Annotated in this window: 22 protein-coding genes and 1 riboswitch; of the genes, 21 read left to right on the top strand and 1 reads right to left on the bottom strand. The window is 74.9% G+C overall.

What is annotated here, in order from left to right:
• Nucleotides 1–54: 54 nt before the first annotated feature.
• Nucleotides 55–1,095, bottom strand: a complete 1,041-nt coding sequence (locus IEY75_RS08485; RefSeq protein WP_189113695.1) for a hypothetical protein — start codon at nt 1,093–1,095, stop codon at nt 55–57.
• Between the two features lie 178 nt (nt 1,096–1,273).
• On the opposite strand from IEY75_RS08485, the gene IEY75_RS08480 reads away from it, so the two are divergent.
• The 21 genes from IEY75_RS08480 to tyrS all read left to right on the top strand — a co-directional run bounded on the left by IEY75_RS08480 (nt 1,274) and on the right by tyrS (nt 20,353).
• Nucleotides 1,274–1,900, top strand: a complete 627-nt coding sequence (locus IEY75_RS08480; RefSeq protein ID WP_189113694.1) for a YgjV family protein — start codon at nt 1,274–1,276, stop codon at nt 1,898–1,900.
• Nucleotides 1,901–1,925: 25 nt separating this feature from the next.
• A complete protein-coding gene (gene rpe / locus IEY75_RS08475) occupies nt 1,926–2,618 on the top strand; it encodes a ribulose-phosphate 3-epimerase (RefSeq protein WP_373290235.1) in 693 nt (230 codons plus the stop codon).
• Between the two features lie 24 nt (nt 2,619–2,642).
• Nucleotides 2,643–3,599 carry a GGDEF domain-containing response regulator gene (locus tag IEY75_RS08470; protein WP_189113693.1) on the top strand — a complete coding sequence of 319 codons (957 nt, stop codon included), beginning with the start codon at nt 2,643–2,645 and terminating at the stop codon, nt 3,597–3,599.
• 80 nt (nt 3,600–3,679) lie between these two features.
• Nucleotides 3,680–3,845: riboswitch (FMN riboswitch) on the top strand.
• A 125-nt stretch (nt 3,846–3,970) separates the two neighbouring features.
• The gene (locus IEY75_RS08465; protein WP_189113692.1) at nt 3,971–4,564 is read left to right on the top strand and encodes a riboflavin synthase; all 594 of its coding nucleotides are present in this window, start codon (nt 3,971–3,973) and stop codon (nt 4,562–4,564) included.
• Nucleotides 4,561–5,802, top strand: a complete 1,242-nt coding sequence (locus IEY75_RS08460) for a bifunctional 3,4-dihydroxy-2-butanone-4-phosphate synthase/GTP cyclohydrolase II (RefSeq protein WP_189113691.1) — start codon at nt 4,561–4,563, stop codon at nt 5,800–5,802. The genes IEY75_RS08465 and IEY75_RS08460 overlap by 4 nt, the downstream gene beginning before the upstream one ends.
• The gene (gene ribH / locus IEY75_RS08455) at nt 5,802–6,275 is read left to right on the top strand and encodes a 6,7-dimethyl-8-ribityllumazine synthase (protein WP_189113690.1); all 474 of its coding nucleotides are present in this window, start codon (nt 5,802–5,804) and stop codon (nt 6,273–6,275) included. The genes IEY75_RS08460 and ribH overlap by 1 nt, the downstream gene beginning before the upstream one ends.
• Before the next feature lie 87 nt (nt 6,276–6,362).
• Complete coding sequence (locus IEY75_RS08450) at nt 6,363–6,626, top strand: phosphoribosyl-ATP diphosphatase (protein ID WP_189113689.1); 264 nt, start codon at nt 6,363–6,365, stop codon at nt 6,624–6,626.
• Between the two features lie 42 nt (nt 6,627–6,668).
• A complete protein-coding gene (hisG, locus tag IEY75_RS08445) occupies nt 6,669–7,526 on the top strand; it encodes an ATP phosphoribosyltransferase (protein ID WP_189113688.1) in 858 nt (285 codons plus the stop codon).
• Complete coding sequence (locus IEY75_RS08440; RefSeq protein WP_189113915.1) at nt 7,523–7,978, top strand: PH domain-containing protein; 456 nt, start codon at nt 7,523–7,525, stop codon at nt 7,976–7,978. The genes hisG and IEY75_RS08440 overlap by 4 nt, the downstream gene beginning before the upstream one ends.
• A 365-nt stretch (nt 7,979–8,343) precedes the next feature.
• Nucleotides 8,344–8,958, top strand: a complete 615-nt coding sequence (gene infC, locus IEY75_RS08435; RefSeq protein WP_189113914.1) for a translation initiation factor IF-3 — start codon at nt 8,344–8,346, stop codon at nt 8,956–8,958.
• Nucleotides 8,959–8,975: 17 nt separating this feature from the next.
• Nucleotides 8,976–9,170 carry a 50S ribosomal protein L35 gene (gene rpmI, locus IEY75_RS08430; RefSeq protein WP_189113687.1) on the top strand — a complete coding sequence of 65 codons (195 nt, stop codon included), beginning with the start codon at nt 8,976–8,978 and terminating at the stop codon, nt 9,168–9,170.
• A gap of 35 nt (nt 9,171–9,205) precedes the next feature.
• Nucleotides 9,206–9,595, top strand: a complete 390-nt coding sequence (gene rplT, locus IEY75_RS08425; RefSeq protein WP_189113686.1) for a 50S ribosomal protein L20 — start codon at nt 9,206–9,208, stop codon at nt 9,593–9,595.
• Between the two features lie 209 nt (nt 9,596–9,804).
• A complete protein-coding gene (locus IEY75_RS08420) occupies nt 9,805–10,617 on the top strand; it encodes a TrmH family RNA methyltransferase (RefSeq protein ID WP_189113685.1) in 813 nt (270 codons plus the stop codon).
• Between the two features lie 119 nt (nt 10,618–10,736).
• A complete protein-coding gene (locus IEY75_RS08415; RefSeq protein ID WP_189113684.1) occupies nt 10,737–11,279 on the top strand; it encodes a hypothetical protein in 543 nt (180 codons plus the stop codon).
• Between the two features lie 83 nt (nt 11,280–11,362).
• Nucleotides 11,363–12,475: a phenylalanine--tRNA ligase subunit alpha gene (pheS, locus tag IEY75_RS08410; protein ID WP_189113683.1), complete on the top strand. Its 1,113-nt coding sequence runs from the start codon at nt 11,363–11,365 to the stop codon at nt 12,473–12,475.
• Between the two features lies 1 nt (nt 12,476).
• A complete protein-coding gene (gene pheT, locus IEY75_RS08405; protein ID WP_189113682.1) occupies nt 12,477–14,987 on the top strand; it encodes a phenylalanine--tRNA ligase subunit beta in 2,511 nt (836 codons plus the stop codon).
• A 121-nt stretch (nt 14,988–15,108) separates the two neighbouring features.
• On the top strand, nt 15,109–15,585 hold the full coding sequence (locus IEY75_RS08400; protein ID WP_373290234.1) for an arginine repressor: 477 nt from the start codon (nt 15,109–15,111) through the stop codon (nt 15,583–15,585).
• A 92-nt stretch (nt 15,586–15,677) separates the two neighbouring features.
• Nucleotides 15,678–16,943 carry an argininosuccinate synthase gene (locus tag IEY75_RS08395; protein ID WP_189113680.1) on the top strand — a complete coding sequence of 422 codons (1,266 nt, stop codon included), beginning with the start codon at nt 15,678–15,680 and terminating at the stop codon, nt 16,941–16,943.
• A 5-nt stretch (nt 16,944–16,948) separates the two neighbouring features.
• On the top strand, nt 16,949–18,397 hold the full coding sequence (argH, locus tag IEY75_RS08390; protein WP_373290242.1) for an argininosuccinate lyase: 1,449 nt from the start codon (nt 16,949–16,951) through the stop codon (nt 18,395–18,397).
• A complete protein-coding gene (locus tag IEY75_RS08385; RefSeq protein WP_189113913.1) occupies nt 18,367–18,996 on the top strand; it encodes a DNA-3-methyladenine glycosylase in 630 nt (209 codons plus the stop codon). The genes argH and IEY75_RS08385 overlap by 31 nt, the downstream gene beginning before the upstream one ends.
• Before the next feature lie 97 nt (nt 18,997–19,093).
• Complete coding sequence (gene tyrS, locus IEY75_RS08380; RefSeq protein WP_229789461.1) at nt 19,094–20,353, top strand: tyrosine--tRNA ligase; 1,260 nt, start codon at nt 19,094–19,096, stop codon at nt 20,351–20,353.
• The last annotated feature ends 632 nt before the right edge of the window (nt 20,354–20,985 follow it).

The raw sequence follows: 20,985 nt of genomic DNA, 5'->3' as shown, positions 1-20,985 counted from the left end.
AACGACTGACGCCGGGCGCCGCGCGCGCCGGCGCGGGCGGCGGCGGCCGTCGGACTACCGGCGCCCGCGGCGCACGGAGGCGCGGCGCAGCCGTGCGCGCAGGCCGGCCCACCGCCACGCCGCCTCGGCGCGCAGGTCGACCCAGCGCGACCGCAGCTCCGCGGCCAGCGCGCGCCGGTCCCGCCCGGCGGCGAGGGCCAGCGCGGGCAGCCGGGCCGCCGCACCGACCAGTGGGGGCAGCCGCCCGTGCCGCCCGCGGACGCCCTCGGGTCCGTACTGCCGGCGGTAGTACATGTTGAGCAGGAACCCGCCGCCGCCCAGCAGCATCAACGTGCCGAACGCGAACCCGCTGACGGGCAGGTCGGTGTTGCTGCTGGCCGGTACGGTCTGGCCGGAGGGCAGGGTGATCGTGGCGCCGTCGTCCGCGCCGGAGCCGTCCGCGCCGGGATCCGCGGCGCCGGTGTCGTCCGCGCCGCCGTCGTCCGCGCCGGTGTCGCCCGTTCCGGAGTCGTCCCCGCCGGTGTCGTCCGCGTCGGGTGGTGCGGAGTCGCCGGGGTCCGGGGCGGGTGTCGGCGCCGCGGCGCCCGCGACCCGCACGGTCACGCTGGCGTCGCCGAGGCGCCGCCCGCCGCCGTCCAGCGCGGTGACGGTGAGGGCCACCCGGCCGCTGCCGGCGCCCCGGTCCGCGGCCAGGCGGTACCGGGTGGTGACGCGGTCGCCGCGGCACAGCCGCCCCTCGTCGTCGCGGCGGTCGACCACGCTCAGCGTCCTGCCGTCGCGGGTCTCGTCCACGGGTACCGCCCGGCCGTTCTCGTCCCGGGTCAGGCGCAGGTCGTCGATGGCGAGCCCGCCGGTGGCGGTCGCCTGGACCGCCCACCGGACCCGCTGGCAGAACAGCCGCCCCAGGCTGAGCCCGCCGGGCTGCCGGACGGTGCTGGTCAGTCGCGCGTCGTCGCCGGCCCGCAGCGTCCCGGGCGCGCCGGTGACGCGCACCCGGTCGCCGGCCCGGAGAGCGGCGGCCTCGGCCGGCGCGGGTGCCGCCGCCGCCAGGAGAGCGGCCGCCACGACGACCGGCCAGGTCCTGCCTACCCCCACGCGTGCTCCCCACTGTGTCGGCGGTCAACGTTCGTAACCACGGTAGGGCGGCGCGTACGGCTCTGAAACAGAGACAGATTCATCTTTTTTGGCGGACCTGGCGGGCCGTCCGGCGCTCCCGCCCGCCGACCGGACGACGGTGCCGCCAGCGGAACCCGGCACGGCCTACGCTCGCGGGGTGAACTGGCTGGAAATGCTCGGTTGGACCGGCTCCGCGGTCCTCGTCTGGTCCCTGCTCCAGACCCGGATCCTGCGGCTGCGGGGCTGGAACCTGCTGGGCAGCGTGCTCCTGGTGGCCTACAACGCCGCCGTGGGCGTCTGGCCGATGGTCGGGCTGAACGTCGTCCTCACCGTGATCAACGTCGCCCACCTCGGGCGCCTGCTGCGGACCCGGCGCGACACGAGCGCCTACGCCGTGGTGGAGCTGCCGGTGGCCGACCCGTTCCTGCGGCACCTGCTCACCGTGCACGGGGCGGACGTCGCGCGGTTCAACCCCGGGTTCCGCTGGCCGTACGACGCCGCCGACCGGACCGCCTTCCTCGTGCTGCGCGCCGACGAGGTCGTCGGCATCGTGCTCGTCCGGGCGCTGCCCGACCGGGTCGCGCAGGTCGAACTCGACTACGTGACCCCGCGGTACCGCGACTTCACCCCCGGCTACTTCGTGTTCCGGCGCAGCGGCGCGCTCACCGACCGGGGCTTCCGCCGCGTGGTGACCCCGCCCGGCATGGTCGCGCCCTACTACGCCGGCCTCGGCTTCACCCGCCAGGACGGGGCGTACGCCCTCGACCTCCCCGGCGCCGGCTGACCGGCCGGCTTCGTACACTGGCGGCGTGACTGACGACCGCGGTACCGCCGCACCCGCCCCGCCGCCGACGGCGATCGCGCCGAGCATCCTGGCGGCGGACTTCGCCCACCTCGCCGACGCCGCCCGCGCCGTCGAGGGCAGCGCGGACTGGCTGCACGTGGACGTCATGGACAACCACTTCGTGCCCAACCTGACCATCGGCCTGCCCGTGGTGGCCAGCCTCGCCCGGGCGACCCCGATCCCGTTCGACGTGCACCTGATGATCGAGGACCCGGCCCGCTGGGCGCCGGCCTACGCCGAGCTGGGCGTGTACAACGTCACCTTCCACGCCGAGGCCTGCGCGGACCCGGTGGCCCTGGCCAAGGACCTGCGCGCCGCCGGCAGCCGCGCCGGCCTGGCGATCGACCGGGACACGCCGATCGAGCCGTACCTGGATCTCCTGCCGCACCTGGACACCCTGCTGGTCATGACCATCAAGGCCGGCTTCGGCGGCCAGGCGTTCATGCCGGAGCTGCTGGCCAAGGTGCGCGCCGCGCGGGCCCGGGCCGACGCCCAGGCCCTGAGCATCCGCATCGAGGTCGACGGCGGCATCGCCGCGGACACCATCGCCCAGGCCGCGGAGGCCGGCGCGGACGCGTTCGTCGCCGGCACCGCGGTCTACGGCGCCGCCGACCCGGCCGCGGCGGTCGACCGGCTGCGCGCCCTGGCCCGGCGATGACGCCGGGGTGAGGGGACACCGGGCGTGAGCGCCGGGGCGGCCCCGCGGCCGGAGCTGATCCTCGTCGTGGACGACGACGTGGACATCGCCCGGTTCGTCGAGGTGAACCTCCGCCTGCACGGCTTCGCCGCGCTGCTGGCCCGCGACGGCGAGGAGGCGCTCGAACTGATCGAGGCGCACCGCCCCGACCTCGCGCTGGTCGACGTCATGATGCCCCGCCTCGACGGCCTGGAGCTGACCCGCCGGCTGCGGGCCAACCCGCTGACCACCGCGCTGCCGATCATCATGCTGACCGCCAAGGGCATGACGGTCGACAAGGTCGTCGGGCTCACCGCCGGCGCCGACGACTACCTGGTCAAGCCCTTCGACACCTCCGAACTCATCGCCCGCGTGCGCTCCACGCTGCGGCGCAACCAGGAGTTCCGCGAGGTCTCGCCGCTCACCGGGCTGCCCGGCAACAACCGGATCCAGCGGGAGGTCGCCGACCGCTTCCGGGCCGGGGACGACTTCGCCGTCGGGTACATCGACATCGACCGGTTCAAGAGCGTCAACGACAGCTACGGGTTCGTCCGCGGCGACGAGTTCATCTCGGCGCTCGCCCGCACCGTGTACGAGGCGGCGACCGCGGCGGCGCCGCCGATGCCGTTCCTCGGCCACATCGGCGGCGACGACTTCGTCATCATCTGTACCCCCGGCCAGGTGCTGCCCCTGCTCCGCCAGGCCGTCATCGACTTCGAGGCCGCCGCGGACGCCCTCTACGACGAGCGGGACTCCCGCCGCGGGTTCGTGGAGCTGACTGACCGGCGGGGGCAGCGGCACCGGGCGGCGCTGGCCACGCTCTCCATCGGCGTGGCGGTCTCCGCCCCGGGGCGGTACCAGGACGCCCGCCAGGTCATCGCCGTGGCCTCGGAGATGAAGAGCGTGGCCAAGGGCCAGCCCGGCTCGTACATCGCCATCGACCGGCGCCGGAGCGCCGACTGAGCCCGGGCGCCCGGCCGGTGACCTGCGTCGCCGGTTGGTCGCCGACGCCCGCGACGTGCAAGACTGCACCGGTACCCACCACGCGCTGGCGGGACTCGGTGTAACTCCGAACCGACGGTGATCCGGGCGATCTTTCCCGGTAAGCCCGTGACCCGGCCCCGGCCGGTGGACCTGGTGCGAGTCCGGGGCCGACGGTTGGCGACGCGGCGACGCGACGCCAGACAGTCCGGATGGGAGTCGGCGCGACGGTCGGACGCACGGCCCTGCCGGCGTCCCGGGAGCGCCGTCGGGCGCCCGCGGGCGGCGCCGCACCGGGTCGGCGCCGCCGTCCCCTCGACCGCCCTGCCGGCGTGCCGAGCGAGAGGACTGGCGTGTTCACCGGAATCGTGGAGGAGCGCGGCGAGGTCGTCGCCGTGCGTCCGCAGTCCGACTCCACCGTGCTGTCGCTGCGCGGCGCGGTCGTCACCGCCGACGCCCGGCACGGCGACTCCGTCGCCGTCAACGGGGTCTGCCTCACGGTCGTCGCCGTCGAGGGCGACGTCTTCACCGCCGACGTGATGGCCGAGACGCTGCGCCGGTCGACGCTGGGCGCCCTGGCGCCCGGCGCCCCGGTCAACCTGGAGCGCGCCGCCACGCTCGGCACCCGCCTGGGCGGCCACCTGGTGCAGGGCCACGTGGACGCCGTCGGCACGGTCGCCGCGCGCCGCCCGGCGGCGCACTGGACCGAGATCGACGTTGCCGTGCCGCTGGGCCTGGGCCGGTACCTGGTCGAGAAGGGCTCGCTGACGGTCGACGGGGTGTCGCTGACGGTCGCGGCGGTGGCCGGCGACGTCTGCACCGTGAGCCTCATCCCGACCACGCTCGCGCTGACCACGCTGGGCGCCCGCCAGGCTGGGGACGCGGTCAACATCGAGGTGGACATCATCGCCAAGTACGTCGAGAAGCTGGTGGGGGAGCGGGCATGAGTGATACCGGACAATTCGCCACGATCGACCGGGCGGTGGCCGACATCGCCGCCGGCCGGGCGGTCGTCGTGGTCGACGACGCCGACCGCGAGAACGAGGGCGACCTGATCTTCGCGGCGGAGAAGGCGACGCCGGAGCTGCTGGCGTTCATGATCCGCTACACCTCGGGCTACATCTGCGCGCCGCTGACCGAGGCGGACTGCGACCGGCTGCACCTGCCGCAGATGGTCCAGCAGAACCAGGACTGGACCGGTACCGCCTACACCGTCACCGTCGACGCGCGCGAGGGCGTCAGCACCGGCATCTCCGCCGCCGACCGGGCCCGCACCATCCGCCTGCTCGGCGACCCGGACACCGCCCCGACGGAGTTCACCCGCCCCGGCCACGTCCTGCCCCTGCGGGCCAAGCCCGGCGGGGTCCTGCGCCGGCCCGGCCACACCGAGGCGGCTGTCGACCTGGCGGTCCTCGCCGGCCTGCACCCGGCCGGCGCGCTGTGCGAACTGGTCAACGACGACGGCACCATGCAGCGGCTGCCCGACCTGCGCCGGTTCGCCGCCGCGCACGACCTCGCGCTGATCTCCATCGCCGACCTCGTCGCGTACCGGCGGCGCACCGAGAAGCACGTGCAGCGGGTGGCCGACGCCCGGATCCCGACCGCGCACGGCGAGTTCCGCGCCGTCGGCTACCGCGCCACCTACGACAGCGCCGAGCACATCGCCCTCGTCCACGGCGACCTGGGCGACGGCGCCGACGTCCTGGTCCGGGTCCACTCCGAGTGCCTCACCGGCGACGTCTTCGCCTCGCTGCGCTGCGACTGCGGCCCCCAGCTCGACGCCGCCCTGGCCGCCGTCGCCCGGGCCGGCCGCGGGGTCGTGCTGTACGTCCGCGGGCACGAGGGGCGCGGGATCGGCCTGCTGCACAAGCTCCAGGCGTACCAGCTCCAGGACCTCGGCCGGGACACCGTCGAGGCCAACCTCGAACTGGGCCTGCCCGCCGACGCCCGCGACTACGGCACCGGCGCGCAGATCCTCTACGACCTCGGCGTCCGCTCCATGCGGCTGCTGACCAACAACCCGGCCAAGCGCGCGGGTCTGGAGGGGTATGGTCTGACCGTGGTCGGACGCGAGCCACTGCCGATTAGGCCCCATCCAGAGAATGTGCGCTATCTGCGCACCAAACGGGATCGTATGGGACATCTTCTCGAAGAACTGGACGAGGTAGTGGAAGGGCTCGCCTGATGGCCGGTTTCGGAGATCCGCACCTGACAGCCGTCAACGCCAGCGGCCTGCGCCTGGCCGTGGTCGGCTCGCGCTGGCACAACCACCTGGTCGAGGCGATGATCTCCCGGGCGCTCGTGGCGGCCAAGGAGTGCCACGTGCAGGATGTCGCCGTCCACCGCGTCGCCGGGTCGCTGGAGCTGCCCGTCGTCGCCCAGGCCCTGCTGCGCACCTACGACGCCGTCGTCGTGCTCGGCGTGGTCATCCGCGGCGAGACGACGCACTTCGACCACGTGTGCGACGCCGTGACCGCCGGGGTCACCCGGATCGCCCTGGACGCCGGCCGGCCGGTCGGCAACGGCATCCTGACCGTCGAGTCGCTGGGCCAGGCCCGGGACCGGGCCGGCGGGCCCGAGTCCGTCGAGGACAAGGGCTTCGCCGCCACCGTGGCCGCCCTGGACGCCGCCGTCACCCTGCGCGCGCTGGCCGGCTGACCCGCCGCGGCCGCCGGCCGGGCGCCCGAACCTGCCCCGACAGGGGCAGGTGTACGCGGCGGGCCGGGCGCTGGCACAATCATCGCCGTGAAGACGTTCGAGGAGCTGTTCGCCGAACTGACGGCCAAGGCCGCGGCGCGGACACCCGGCTCGGGTACGGTCGCCGCCCTGGAGCGCGGCGTCCACTTCATCGGCAAGAAGGTGGTCGAGGAGGCCGCCGAGTCGTGGATGGCCGCCGAGCACGAGGGGCCGCAGCGCACCGCCGAGGAGATCGCCCAACTGCTGTACCAGGCGCAGGTCCTCATGATCGCCAGCGGCCTGGAGCTGAAGGACGTCTACCGACATCTGTGACGTGACCCCGCCCGCCCGCCTAGCGACAGGATCACGCCCGTCATGGAACCCGCGAAACTCCGCATCGCCGTACCGAACAAGGGCAGCCTGGCCGCCGCCGCCGCCCAGATGCTCACCGAGGCCGGCTACCGCCAGCGCGCCGACCCCAAGGACCTGGTCTGCCACGACCAGGCCAACAGCGTCGACTTCTTCTACCTGCGCCCCCGCGACATCGCCACCTACGTCGGCTCCGGCGACCTGGACCTCGGCGTCACCGGCCGCGACCTGCTGGTCGACTCGGGCAGCCCGGCCACCGAGGTGCTGGACCTGGGCTTCGCCCCGGCGACCTTCCGGTTCGCCGCCCGGCCGGGCGTGTTGGTCGACGAGCGCGACGTCGCCGGCCGGCGCATCGCCACCTCGTACGCCGGTGTCGTGGGCGCCTACCTGGCCGAGCGCGGGCTGACCGCCGAGGTGGTCCGCCTTGACGGCGCGGTGGAGAACGCCGTGCGCCTCGGCGTCGCCGACGTGATCGCCGACGTCGTGCAGACCGGCACGACGCTGCGGCAGGCCGGCCTGGTGACCGTCGGCGAGCCGATCCTGCGGTCGACGGCGGTGCTGATCGGCCGCGGCGACCCCGCGGCGGAGCCGGCCGCGGCCCAGCTCCTGCACCGGTTGCAGGGGGTGCTGGTGGCCCGCCGCTACGTCATGGTCGTCTACGACGTGCCCGTCGAACTGCTCGACCGGGCCAGCGCGCTCACCCCCGGCATCGAGTCGCCGACGGTCTCCCAGTTGCACCGCGAGGGCTGGGTGGCGGTCCAGTCGATGGTGCAGCGCGCGGCCATGCACCGGGTGATGGACGAGCTGTACGACCTGGGCGCCCGGGCCATCCTCGTCACCGACATCCACGCGTGCCGGCTGTGACGGCGCCGCCGGAGCAGGTGCGGCTGCGACCCCAGCGCGCCCGCCTGGTGTGCCGGCTGCTCGCCGCCGCCGTCTTCGCGGTGTTCGCGGGGGTGGCCACGGTCCTGCGTACCCCGGTCAACGAGGGCCCGGCCACGTTCGGCGTGGCCGACCAGGTGGCGATGGTGCTGCTGGGGGCACTCGGTGCCGCGGCGATTCTCGGCCTGACCCGGCCGCGTGTCGTCGCCGACGGCGCGGGCATCCGGGTGCGCAATCTCGTGGGCGGGTACACCCTGTCGTGGTCGGTGGTCCGCGCGGTCCGGTTCCGGGCCGGGGCGCCGTGGGCCAGCCTGGAGCTGCACGACGACGACCTGGTGCCGATGATGGCGATCCAGGCGGTGGACAAGCAGTACGCGGTCGACGGGCTGCGCCGCCTGCGGACCCTGCACGAGACCGCCACGACCGCCCGCTGACCCGCGGCCTTCTCCCGCCCCGGCTTCGCGTTCGGCCGCCACCGTCGAAAGGTCCGCTCAAGGCGGTTCCTGCGCCGGGTGGGGCGCGACGTGCCGGGCGCGACCACTCTGCTAAGCTGCCGAGGTCGACCAGACTGCGCCTGCGCGCGGTCTCGAAGCGGAGCGCCCGCTCCCACCTGCGTCGCCCGTCCGGCGGCCAGGTTCCGGTCCCCGTCGCGGCGGTGTCGTGGCTGGGCTCGCACCTCGCGTGCGTCTGACCGGTCGAGTGGGCCCCGGCATGTGCCGGGGCTTTCTGCTTCTCCGGCCCACCTCCGGTGGGTGGTCCCGGAGATCGACGGCGGACGGATACCACCCGAGGAGGCCTCATCAGCGTCGAACCACGCGTCAACGATCAGATCCGGGCCCGCGAGGTCCGGCTGGTCGGCCCGGAAGGTGAGCAGGTAGGGATCGTTCCCGTGGAGCGGGCCCTACAGTTGGCCGCCGACGTCGACCTCGACCTGGTCGAGGTTGCGCCCATGGCGCGGCCGCCGGTGTGCAAGCTCATGGACTTCGGCAAGTTCAAGTACGAGAGCGCACTGAAGGCCCGCGAGGCCCGGCGTAACCAGCAGCAGACGGTCATCAAGGAGATGAAGCTCCGACCGAAGATCGACCCGCATGACTACGCGACCAAGAAGGGTCACGTCATGCGGTTCCTCAAGGGCGGCGACAAGGTCAAGGTCACGATCATGTTCCGCGGTCGTGAGCAGAGCCGCCCCGAACTCGGGTACCGGCTGCTGCGCCGGCTTGAGGAGGAGATCGCCGAGCTGGGCTACGTCGAGGCGGCACCGAAGCAGGACGGCCGTAACATGATCATGGTTTTGGCGCCGCACCGCGCCGTCAAGGCCACCGCAGTGGCCGCGGGCGCCAAGGGCGCCCACGGCGAGGGCGCACCGGCGGACGTGCCGGCCGAGCCCGAGCCGACCGCCGCCGCGGGCGAGTAACAGGGGAGAGCGTTCACATGCCGAAGATGAAGAGCCACACGGGTATGGGCAAGCGGGTGCGGGTCACCGGGCGCGGCAAGCTGCGCACCGAGCAGGCCGGCAAGCGCCACCTGCTGGAGGGCAAGTCCTCCACCCGGACCCGCCGGCTGACCGGCACGGTCGAGGTCGCCAAGGCCGACACCAAGCGCATCAACAAAATGCTCGGCCGCTGACGCGCGCCATCTCACTGACGTAAGGGGTTACTGACATGGCACGCGTCAAGCGCGCAGTGAACGCGCAGAAGAAGCGCCGCGAGATCCTGGAGACCGCCAGCGGCTACCGGGGTCAGCGCTCCCGGCTGTACCGCAAGGCCAAGGAGCAGGTGCTGCACTCGATGCAGTACGCCTACCGGGACCGCCGCGACCGCAAGGGCGACTTCCGGCAGCTCTGGATCACCCGGATCAACGCGGGCGCCCGGGCCAACGGAATGACCTACAACCGGTTCATCCAGGGCCTGCGCCTGGCCGGCATCGAGGTCGACCGCAAGATCCTCGCGGACCTCGCGGTCGTCGACGCGGCGGCGTTCGGCACGCTGGTCGAGCTGGCCCGCAAGGCCGTGGAGGCCGAGGGCATCGGCGGCGTTCCCAAGGCCGCCTGACCGCTTCGCACCCCGCCCTGCGCCCCGCCCGCTCCCGCGGGCGGGGCGCAGGCCGTTTCCGGCGCGGATGCCCCGCCCCGGCGTAGGTCCCCGCGCCGCCTCCGGCGTAGGTGGCCCGCGCTCCCGGGCGTGGGCGCGCCGCGCCGCCCCGGCGTGGGTCCACCCGCCGTCCGCCGCGCCGGTCCGGCGCCGTCGCCTGGAGGGCGTCGATGACGTCGCTGTTCACCCCGCGCACGCCGCGGGTCGTCGCCGCCGGCAAGCTGCACCGCCGCCGGGACCGGGACCGGTCCGGCCAGTTCCTGGCGGAGGGCCCGCAGGCGGTCCGCGAGGCGCTGCGCCGCCCCGGCACGGTCCTCGAACTGTTCGGTACCGCGGACGGGCTGCGGCGGCACGCCGACCTGGCCGCCGCGGCCGCGGCGGCGGCGGTGCCGGTGTCCCCGGTCACCGACGAGGCGCTGGCCGGACTGGCGGAGACGGTCCGGCCGCAGGGCGTCGTCGCGGTCTGCGCCCGGGTGGACGCGCCGCTGGCCGACGTGCTCGCCGCCCGGCCGGCGCTCGTGGCGGTCCTGGTGGACGTCCGCGACCCCGGCAACGCGGGCACCATCCTGCGCACCGCCGACGCGGCCGGGGCCGACGCGGTCGTGTTCGCGGGCGCGGCCGTCGACCCCTACAACGGCAAGTGCGTCCGGGCGAGCGCGGGCAGCCTGTTCCACGGCGCCCTCGCGCGGGCCGCCGACCCGGCGGCGGCCGTCGCCGACCTGCGGGCGGCCGGCCTGGTGATCCGCGCGGCGACCGGCCGCGGCGACACCGACCTGCACCGGCTGGGCGGCGCCCTGGCCCGGCCCACGGCGTGGGTCTTCGGCAGTGAGGCCCACGGCCTGCCCGCGGACCTGCTGGCGGCCGCCGACGAGCGGGTGCGGGTCCCGCTGTACGGGGCGGCGGAGAGCCTGAACCTGGCGGCCGCGGCGGCGGTGTGCCTGTACGCCTCGGCGGCGGCCCGGCACGCGCCTGTTCCCCGGTAAATTCGTCATACCTCGGACCGCCGCGCGGGTGCTTGTTAGCTTCGGGCAAATCGCGAAGATTGTTCAGAAGCGTCGGGGCCTGGCCCGGCCGCGATCCTCGCGGGCGGGGAGGACGACCGATGACGTGTCGCATCAGATCCTGGTGGGCGGCCCTGGCGGGCGTGGCGATACTGCTGGCCGCGACGGCCGGCACCGCGGCGGCGGCGCCGCGGGCCGAACCGGTGTTCCGGCCGGCGGCCGGCACGCCGCTGGCCGCCCCGGCCAAGCTGACCCACTACCAGGCGTACGTGCTGCTGCGCGCCGCCGGCATCCGCGTCGTCTCCACCGGCGGCTGCGCCCGCCGCAACCGGCCGACGTGCACGTCGCTGGCCCAGGTCAACCGGGTCACCGTCCTCGGCGCCCGGATGCTGCGCCGCGCCTCCGGCTGTCCGCTGACCGTCACCGGCGGTACCGAGGTCGGCCACGAACTGCCCTACCCGTACCGGTACACCCACTGGAACGGCTACAAGCTCGACTACGACCCCTCGACCTGCCTGAACCGCTACGTCCAGCGCTCCTACGCCTACGTCGGCGGGATGCAGTGGCGGTCGGCGTCGGGCAACGTCTACTACCGCGAGCGCGACCACTGGGACGTCACGTACTTCAACTGCGGCGGCTGCTGACCGGCCGCCTCCCCGCACCGGCGGGCCGCGGCCGGGACGCGCGCCCGTAAACTGCCCCGTGGCTGTCCGGTGTGAGGGGGACCATGTCCTACAGAAACGATCCGTACGATCCCAAGCAGGTCGCGCTGCTCGACCCGGCCGCGCTGGAGGAGGCGGTCGCCGCGGCGGTCCGCGCCTTCGCCGCGGCGGCCGACCTGCGGGAGTTGACGGCGCTGAAGCCGGCCCACCTGGGTGACCGCGCTCCGGTGTCGCTGGCCCGGCGGGAGATCGGGGCGCTGCCGCCGGCGGCGAAGTCCGACGCCGGCAAGCGGGTGAACGTGGCCCGCCAGGCCGTCGACGCCGCGTACGCGGCGCGGGCGGCGGTCCTGGAGGCCGAGGCCGCCGCGCGGATGCTCGCCGAGGAGCGCGTCGACGTCACCCTGCCGACCGACCGGCGCCCGCGCGGCGCCCGGCACCCGGTCAGCGCGCTGATGGAGCGGGCGGCCGACCTGTTCGTGGCGATGGGCTACGAGGTCGCCGAGGGTCCCGAGGCGGAGTTGGAGTGGTACAACTTCGACGCCCTCAACTTCGTGCCCGACCACCCGGCCCGCACCATGATGGACACCTTCTACCTCGCGGCGGCCGATGCGGCTGCCGGGCGCACGGCCGGCGACCACGCCGGCACCGGCGCGTCGGGGCTCGTCCTGCGCACCCACACGTCCCCGGTCCAGGTGCGGGCGCTGCTCTCCCGGAAGCTGCCCGTGCACGTGGTGTGCACCGGCCGGGTCTACCGGACCGACGAGCTGGACGCCACGCACCTGCCGGTGTTCCACCAGATCGAGGGCCTGGTCGTGGACCGCGGCATCACCATGGCCCACCTCAAGGGCACGCTGGACCACTTCGTCACCAGCATGTTCGGACCGGCGGCGAAGACGCGGCTGCGCCCGTCGTACTTCCCGTTCACGGAGCCGTCGGCGGAGCTGGACCTGTGGTTCCCCGAGCACCGCGACGGCCCCCGCTGGGTGGAGTGGGGCGGCTGCGGGATGGTCAACCCGCGGGTGCTGCGCGCCTGCGGCGTGGACCCCGACGAGTACTCCGGCTTCGCCTTCGGCATGGGCATCGACCGGGCGCTGATGTTCCGGCACGGGGTGACCGACCTGCGGGACCTGGTGGAGGGCGACGTGCGGTTCAGCGGCGCCTTCGGGATGGGAGTCTGAGATGCGGCTGCCGGTTTCGTGGCTGCGCGAGTACGTCGACGCGCCGACCGACCCCGCCGAGCTGGAGCGCGCCCTGGTGCGCGTCGGCCTGGAGGTCGAGGAGATCGTCGACCTGGGGTCGGCGGTCACCGGGTCGCTCGTGGTCGGCCGGGTCAGCGCCGTCGAGGAGCTGACCGGGTTCAAGAAGCCGATCCGGTACTGCCTGGTCGACGTCGGCCGGGCCAACGGCACGGGCGCGCCGCAGGAGATCGTCTGCGGGGCGCGCAACTTCGGCGAGGGCGACCTCGTCGTGGTGATCCTGCCCGGCGGCGAGCTGCCCGGCGGGTTCGGTATCGGCGAGCGCCGCACGTACGGGCGGATGTCGCGCGGCATGATCTGCTCCGGCCGGGAGCTGGGGATCAGCGACGACCACGACGGCATCATGGTGCTGCCGCCGGGGGCGGGGGAGCCGGGCGCCGACGCGCGCGGCCTGGTCGGGCTGGACGAGGTGGTCGTCGAGGTCAACGTCACGCCGGACCGGGGGTACTGCTTCTCGGTGCGCGGCATCGCCCGGGAGCTGGCCGCGTCGCTCGGGCTGCCGTTCCGCGACCCGGCGGCAGCCGCCGCGCTGACGGGTACGCCCACCCCGGCGTACCCGGCGCGGGTGGCGGACCCGAGCGCCTGCGACCGGTTCGCGGCGGTCGCCGTCCGCGGGCTGGACCCGGCGGCGCCGAGCCCGGCGTGGCTGGCCCGGCGGCTGACCCAGGCCGGGATGCGCCCCATCTGTCTGCCCGTCGACGTGACCAACTACGTGATGCTGGAGCTGGGCCAGCCGATGCACGCGTTCGACCTGGCGGCGCTGCGCGGCGGGCTGGTGATCCGGCGGGCCGACCCGGGGGAGAAGCTGACCACCCTGGACGGCGCCGTGCGCGGGCTGCACCCCGAGGACGTCGTCATCGCCGACGACTCGGGTGTCGTCTCGCTGGCGGCGGTGATGGGCGGCGCGAGTACCGAGGTCTCCGGCACCACGACCGACCTGCTGCTGGAGGCGGCCCACTGGGACCCGGTGACGGTCGCCCGCACCGCCCGGCGGCACAAGCTGCCGAGCGAGGCGAGCCGCCGGTACGAGCGCGGGGTGGACCCGACGCTGCCGGGCGTGGCGCTGCGCCGGGCGGGCGAGCTGCTGGCCGCCCACGGCGGCGGCGCGGTCGGCGCCGACGTCCTGGACATCGACACGGTGCCGCCGCGGGAGCCGGTGCTCCTGCCGGTCGACCTGCCGGCGCGGACGACGGGCGTGCCCTACCCCGCCGACCGGGTGCGTGCGCTGCTGACCCTGGTCGGCTGCGCGGTCGCCCCGGCCGCCGGGCCGGAATCCGGGCCGGACGCCCGGTGGGAGGTCCTGCCGCCGGCCTGGCGCCCCGACCTGCGGGACCCGGCCGACCTGGTCGAGGAGGTGGCGCGGCTGGACGGGTACGACCGCATCCCGAGCGTGCTGCCGATCGCGCCGCCGGGCCGCGGCCTCACCGACGCGCAGCGGCGGCGCCGGGACGTGGCGCGCGCGTTGGCCGAGGGCGGCGCGAGTGAGACCCTGTCGTTCCCGTTCCTCGACCCGGGGGTGTGGGACGCCCTGGGCGTGCCCGCCGACGACCCGCGGCGGGCGATGCTCCGGCTGGCCAACCCGATGTCGGACGTCGCGCCCGCGCTGCGGACCCGGCTGCTGCCGGGCCTGCTGGCGGCGGTGCGGCGCAACGTCGGCCGGGGGCACCGCGATGTGGCGCTGTACGAGCTGGGCCTGGTCTTCGGCCCGCCGCCGGCCGCCGGGGTGCCGCCGCCGCTGCGGGTGGACGACCGGCCGGCGGCGGCGGACCTGGCCGCCGCCGACCGGTTCCTGCCGGCGCAGCCGCAGCACGTCGCCGTCGTGCTCGCCGGGGACGTGGCGCCGGCCGGCTGGTGGGGCGCCGGGCGGCCGGCGTCCTGGGCGGACGCCGCCGCCGCCGCCCGCACGGTGCTGGCCGCCGCGGGGGTACCGGCGGCGCGGACCGCGCTGCGGCAGGCGGAGTTCGCGCCGTGGCACCCCGGCCGGTGCGCCGAGGTGCTGGTCGACGGCGAGGTGGTCGGGCACGCCGGGGAGCTGCACCCGGCGGCCTGCGCGGCGCTGGAGGTACCGGCCCGCACGTGCGCGGCGGAGCTGAACCTCGACCGCCTGCCCCTGCCCGGGGTCGTCTTGGCGCCGCGGCTGTCGGGCTTCCCGCCCGCGCTGATCGACGTCGCCCTCGTCGTGGCGGAGGAGACCCCCGCGGGCGCGGTGCACGCGGCGCTGACCGCTGGCGCGGGGAAGCTGCTGGAGTCGATCCGGCTGTTCGACGTGTACCGCGGCGACGCCCAGCTCGGCGCCGGCCGCAAGTCGCTGGCGTACAAGCTCACGTTCCGCGCCGCCGACCGCACGCTGACCGCCGAGGAGGCGGTCGCCGCGCGGGACGCGGCCGTCGCCGAGGCCGCGGCCCGGACGGGGGCGACCCTGCGCGGCGCCTGAGCGCGTCGACGACGACCGCGCCGGTCCCCGGGTCAGCCCGTCGGGACCGGCGCGGTCGCCCGTTCGGGGGCACCCGCGCATTTCCGGTGCGCCGCATGATTATGCGGGGTACCGTGTGACTATGCAGTTGGGCAAGGCGGCGCGGCACGCGCGCATCACGACGTTGGTCCGGCAGCGGCCGGTCCGGTCCCAGGCGGAGCTGGCGGCGCTCCTCGACGGCGAGGGCATCCAGGTCACCCAGGCGACCCTGTCCCGCGACCTGGAGGAGCTGGGCGCCGTCAAGGCGCGCGGCGGCGGCGCGGGCGCCTACGTCATCCCCGAGGACAACAGCGACCCGCTCGTCCCCGCCGAGAGCGCCCCCGCCCGCCTGCACCGGCTGCTGCGCGACCTGCTCACCGGCGCCGACGCCAGCGGCACCATCGCGGTCCTGCGCACCCCGCCCGGCGCCGCCCAGTTCCTGGCCAGCGCCATCGACCGCGCCGGCCTCGCCGAGATCCTCGGCACCATCGCCGGCGACGACACCATCCTCGTGGTCGCCCGCGACGACGTCGGCGGCGCGGGCGTCGTCGCGCTGCTGCGGCGACCCGCCGACGGCTGACCCTTCCCCCACCCCCTGTACCACCCGGCCGGCGGACCCGCCTGCCGGTCCACGCGCGCCGGCTCCCGCCGGCCGGTGAAGGGAGTACCACCGTGCCCACCGACCACAGCCGCGAGCGCGTCGTGCTCGCCTACTCCGGCGGCCTGGACACCTCCGTCGCCATCCCGTACCTCGCCGACAAGCTCGGCGCCGACGTCGTCGCCGTGGCGATCGACGTCGGGCAGGACGGCGAGGACCTGGGCGCCATCCGCCAGCGCGCGCTGGACTGCGGCGCGGTCGCCGCCGAGGTCGTCGATGCCCGCGCCGAGTTCGCCGCCGACTACTGCCTGCCGGCGCTGCGCGCCAACGCCCGGTACATGGACCGGTACCCGCTCGTCTCCGCCCTGTCCCGGCCGCTGATCGCCGAGCACCTGGTCGCCGCGGCGCGCCGCCACGGCGGTACCGCGGTCGCGCACGGCTGCACCGGCAAGGGCAACGACCAGGTCCGGTTCGAGGTGAGCCTCGCGGCCCTCGCGCCCGACCTGAAGATCATCGCCCCGGCGCGGGACTTCGCCTGGACCCGGGACGCCGCCATCGCCTACGCCGAGGCCAACGCACTCCCGGTCGACGTCACCCGCCGCTCGCCCTACTCGATCGACCAGAACCTGTGGGGCCGCGCCGTCGAGACCGGCGTCCTGGAGGACATCTGGAACGCCCCCGTCGAGGACATCTACGCCTACACCGCCGACCCGGCCGCGCCGCGGCCCGCCGACGAGCTCGTCCTCGCCTTCGAGGCCGGCGTCCCCGTCGCGATCGACGGCGCCGCGGTCACCCCGTACGAGGCGATCCGGCAGCTCAACGCCCGGGCCGGCGCGCAGGGCGTCGGCCGCCTCGACATGGTCGAGGACCGGCTCGTCGGCATCAAGAGCCGCGAGGTGTACGAGGCGCCCGCCGCGCTCGCCCTCATCGCCGCCCACCAGGAGCTGGAGAGCGTCACCCTCGAACGGGACCTGGCCCGGTACAAGCGCGGCGTCGAGCAGCGCTGGGCCGAGCTGGTCTACGACGGCCTCTGGCACTCCCCGCTGCGCCGCGCCCTGGACGCGTTCCTCGCCGACACCCAGACCTGCGTCAGCGGGGAGGTCCGGCTGCGGCTGCACGCGGGCGCCGCCGTGGTCACCGGCCGCCGCTCCGCCGCCAGCCTGTACGACTTCGGGCTCGCCACCTACGACTCCGGCGACACCTTCGACCAGAGCCTGGCCCGCGGCTTCGTCAGCCTCTGGGGGCTGCCGGCCAGCCTCGCCGCCGCCCGCGACGCCCGGCTCGCCGGTACCGACCCGCGGCACGCCGGCGGCCAAGCCTGCGCCGCCGCCCCCGCATGAGCAGAATGGACTCCGTGGATCCTCAATCCTTGTCCGCCGGCGGCGCGCGACTGTGGGGCGGCCGGTTCGCCGGCGGCCCCGCCGAGGCGCTCGCCCGGCTCTCCGTCAGCGTCCAGTTCGACTGGCGGCTCGCGCCCTACGACCTGGCCGCCTCCCGCGCCCACGCGCGCGTCCTGGCCCGCGCCGGCCTGTTCACCAACGACGAGCTCGGCCGCACCCTGGCCGCGCTCGACGACCTGGAGGCGGCCTGCGCGGCCGGGCTGTTCCGGCCCACCGTCGAGGACGAGGACGTGCACACGGCGCTGGAGCGCGGCCTGCTGGAGCGGCTCGGCGCGCTCGGCGGCAAACTGCGCGCCGGCCGGTCCCGCAACGACCAGGTCGCCACCGACCTGCGGCTGTACCTGCGCGACCGGGCCCGCGGCATCGCCGCCCGCCTCGTCGAGCTGGCCGACGCCCTCGTCGAGCAGGCCGAACGCCACCTCGACACCCCGGCCCCCGGCATGACCCACCTCCAGCACGCCCAGCCGGTCACCTTCGGCCACCAGCTCCTCGCCCACGTCCACCCGCTGCTGCGCGACCTCGACCGGCTGCGCGACTGGGACGCCCGCGCCGCCGTCTGCCCGCTGGGCTCCGGCGCGCTGGCCGGCTCGTCCCTGCCGCTGGACCCGGTCCGGGTCGCCAGGGAGCTGGGCTTCGCCTCCGCCGCCCCCAACTCGATCGACGCCGTCAGCGACCGGGACTTCGTGGCCGAGTTCCTGTTCGCGGCCGCGATGACCGGCGTGCACCTGTCCCGCCTCGGCGAGGAGGTGGTGCTGTGGACCTCGCAGGAGTTCGGCTGGGTGGAGCTGGACGACTCCTTCGCCACCGGGTCCTCGATCATGCCGCAGAAGAAGAACGCCGACATCGCCGAACTGGCCCGCGGCAAGAGCGGCCGGCTGATCGGCGCGCTGGTCACCGTCCTGACGATGCTCAAGGGGCTCCCGCTGGCCTACGACCGGGACATGCAGGAGGACAAGGAGCCGGCCTTCGATGCCGTCGACACCCTCGACGTCGTGCTGCCCGCCCTCGCCGGCATGATCTCCACCATGACGGTCCGGGTGGACCGGCTCGCCGCCGCCGCCCCGGTCGGCTACACCCTCGCCACCGAGGTCGCCGACTGGCTCGTCCGCCGCGGCGTCCCCTTCCGCGAGGCCCACGACGCCACCGGCCAGCTCGTCGCGCTCTGCGCCAGCCGTGACTGCCGGCTGTCCGAGGTCTCCGACGACGACCTGCGCGCCATCAGCCCCCACCTGGAGCCCGAGGTCCGCGAGGTGCTGTCGGTGCGCTCGGCGCTCGCCGCCCGCACCACCCCGGGCTCGACCGGCCCGAAGGCGGTCGCCGACCAGTGGGGCGATGTCGCCGACAAGCTCACCGACTGGCGGGACTGGGCGGCGCTGCCGGTGGTGCCCCGCTGAGCGCCGCCCTGGCCGCGCTGCTGGCCGGGCCGCCCGAGGTGGCGGCCCGCGGCCTGCTCGGCGCGCGCCTCGCCGCGCACGGCGTCACCGTCGCGCTGACCGAGGTGGAGGCGTACGGCGGCGAGGGCACCGACCCGCCCTCGCACGCCCACCGCGGCCCCACCGCCCGCAACGCGGTGATGTTCGGGCGGGCCGGGCGCGCCTACGTGTACTTCACCTACGGAGTGCACTGGTGCCTCAACGTAGTCACCGGCCCGACCGGCACGGCGGCCGCCGTCCTGCTGCGCGCCGGCGAGGTGGTCGGCGGGGTCGAGCTGGCCCGCGCCCGCCGCCCGGCGGCCCGCGCCGACCGGGATCTCGCCCGCGGTCCTGCCCGGCTGTGCGCGGCCCTGGGGGTGGACGGCACCGGCAACGGCGTCGACCTGCTGGACCCCGCCGCGCCGATCCGGCTGGCGCCCGCGCCCGCGCCTGCGGGGGAGGTGCGTACCGGGCCGCGGGTGGGGGTGAGCAGCGGCGCGGACGTGCCGTGGCGGTTCTGGGTCGCGGACGCCCCGACCGTCAGCGCGTACCGCCGCGGCGGCCGCCCCCGCACCCGGTGAGCCCGCGCGCGCTGCGCCGCGTGCGGGCTCCGCGATCCCGGCGCGGTGCCGCCGCCGCGCCGCCCGCCGGCTCCCCGACCTGGTGGAGAATCGACCCGTGACCGATCTCCTCGATGACCTCACCTGGCGCGGCCTGCTCCAGGACTCGACCGACCCCGACGCGCTGCGCGCCCACCTCGCGGCCGGCCCGGTGACCTTCTACGTCGGCTTCGACCCGACCGCCCCGAGCCTGCACGTGGGCAACCTCATGCAGGTACTGATGGCCCGCCGCCTCCAACTGGCGGGTCACCGGCCGCTGCTGCTCGTCGGCGGGGCAACCGGCCAGATCGGCGACCCCAAGGAGGCCGGCGAGCGGTCCCTGCAGTCACGGGACACCGTCGCCGACTGGGTGGACCGGATCCGCCAGCAGCTCAGCCCGTTCGTCAGCTACGACGGCCCCGCGGGCGCCACGGTCGTCAACAACCTCGACTGGATGGCCCGCCTCACGGCGGTCGACTTCCTCCGCGACGTCGGCAAGCACTTCCCGGTCAACCGGATGCTGGCCCGCGAGGTCGTCAAGGCCCGGCTGGAGAGCGGCATCAGCTTCACCGAGTTCAGCTACCAGCTCCTGCAGGCCCACGACTACTTCGCCCTGCACCGGGCGCGCGGCTGCACCCTCCAGTTCGGCGGATCCGACCAGTGGGGCAACATCACCGCCGGGGTGGACTACGTGCGCCGCCGCGGCGGCGGCCCGGTGCACGCGTTCACGACGCCGCTGGTGACCAGGTCCGACGGGACGAAGTTCGGCAAGTCCGAAGGCGGCGCGGTCTGGCTCGACCGGACCATGACCAGCCCGTACGCCTTCTACCAGTTCTGGATCCAGGCGGACGACCGGGACGTGGTCGACTACCTGCGGTACTTCAGCTTCCGCAGCGCCGCCGACATCGACGAACTGGCCCGCGGGGTGCGGGAGCAGCCGGCCGCCCGCGCGGCGCAGCGGGCGCTCGCGCAGGAGCTGACGACGCTGGTGCACTCGGCCCGCGACTGCGCCCAGGCGGTGGCGGCGAGTCAGGCGCTGTTCGGTCGGGGCGCGCTGGCGGACCTGGACGAGGACACCCTCCGGGCGGCCCTGGGGGAGGCCGGCCTGACCGGCGTGGACGGACCGCCGCCGCCGGTCGCGGCGCTGCTCAGGCAGGCGGGCGTGGTCGGGAGCATGAACGAGGCGCGGCGCGCCATCGCCGACGGCGGCGCCTACCTCAACAACACGCGGCTGACCGACCCCGAGGCGGTCCCGGCGGCCGCGGACCTGCTGCACGGCCGCTACCTGGTGCTGCGTCGCGGCAAGCGCACGGTGGCCGGCGTGGAGGTCCGCTCCTAGCCCGTCACCCTCGACCCCGATTTGACGTTGGGTGGACCGGGCGCGTAATTTTCTCCGTGCCCCGCGAGGATCCAGACAAAGCGGTGGTGACCGGTACGACCTACCCACAGTGGTAGCTACCGGAAACCATCAGGTCTTTGGCAGTATCGCGGATCGGGCGGAGCCGCCCGGCCACCTTGCACAGGAGGCCGATTTGGCGCAGCGAAACCGACCGAGTAAGGTTTGCGACCGGCGCGAGAGCGGGTAGGCCCAAGAAGCCCACTCGAGACCGTGCCGACGCGGCCAAGTCGACCGGAACCGGGCGACCCCGCGAGTAAGGCCCGACCGGGGATGCGCTAACGTAAGCCTGGTCGAACCGCAACAAACTTGTCAAGCCGGGACGCACCGGTTGACAACGGAGAAGCGGTAAGATAAGCTAGAAACGGGACAGCCCCGAGTAAAGCACCGAGATACCGGTGCGGCGCACGGAGACTGCTTGTTCTTTGAGAACTCAACAGGGTGCTTTAAGTAATGCCAGTGCCAAGTTATTTTTTACCCCGTCGGCATTCACTGTGTGTGGGTGTTTTGATGGTGTGATTCCTTTGGCAACATCATGTTGTCGGGATGATTTTCCAAGTTTTGTTGGAGAGTTT

Origin of the sequence: Pilimelia terevasa (genome assembly GCF_014647915.1) — a bacterium.
Lineage (GTDB): Bacteria > Actinomycetota > Actinomycetes > Mycobacteriales > Micromonosporaceae > Pilimelia > Pilimelia terevasa.
The sequence above is the reverse complement of the archived record's forward strand: the minus strand, read 5'-3'. Positions and strand labels throughout refer to the sequence as shown.